This is a genomic window from Bradyrhizobium mercantei (genome assembly GCF_001982635.1).
GTDB classification, from domain to species: Bacteria; Pseudomonadota; Alphaproteobacteria; order Rhizobiales; family Xanthobacteraceae; genus Bradyrhizobium; species Bradyrhizobium mercantei.
Map to the genome: position 1 here is coordinate 1 of NZ_MKFI01000067.1, position 637 is coordinate 637.

The following is a 637-nucleotide window of genomic DNA, read 5'->3' on the forward strand; positions in this document are numbered from 1 at the left end:
ACCGGCGTGCGCGGGCGCATCCGGCTGGCGGCCAGCGTGGCGGCGTTGTCGGGCGACCTGCCGGCACAGATCCAGTCGTTCCGCCGCGCGTATCCGCAGATCGAGATCGCGCTCGAGGAAAGCACCACCCAGCAGGTCTTCCAGGAAGTGCTGGCGGGCCACGCCGATGTGGCGGTGGGATCGGACTTCGGCCACGATGGCCTGCAGGTATTCGCCTGCGGCTATTGCGAGCTGGCCGCGGTGGTGCCGGCGCAGCACCTGCTGGCCGACAGCGAGGTGCTGGACTATGCGCAGTTGCTGCCCTACGAACAGATCGAGCTGAACCGCGACAACGGCATCAGCGCGGTGTTCGAGCAGGCCGCGCGCGAGGCTGGCGTGGCGCGCCGCATCAGCGCCCGGGTCAGTTCGCACGAGACCATCTGCAATCTGGTGGCGCGCGGCATGGGCGTGGCGGTGGTGCCGATGTACCTGAAGCCGCGCCATGCCAGCCAGGACATCCGCTTCATCGCGTTGTCCGGCCCCTGGTCGGGCACGCCGCTTTGCATTGCCGTGCGCGAGCTCGATACGCTGCCGCCCGCGGCGCGCGCGCTGTTGGCGCACCTGGGGGCGGCGCCCTGGCCCTAGGGCTTACCCGGAC

At 70.5% G+C, this 637-nt stretch carries 1 protein-coding gene; it reads left to right on the forward strand.

Annotated features, from left to right (window positions below; all coding sequences use genetic code 11):
* A partial coding sequence (locus tag BI327_RS40955) for a LysR substrate-binding domain-containing protein (RefSeq protein ID WP_076867251.1) occupies positions 1–624 on the forward strand: 624 nt, incomplete at its 5' end.
* Positions 625–637: the final 13 nt, after the last annotated feature.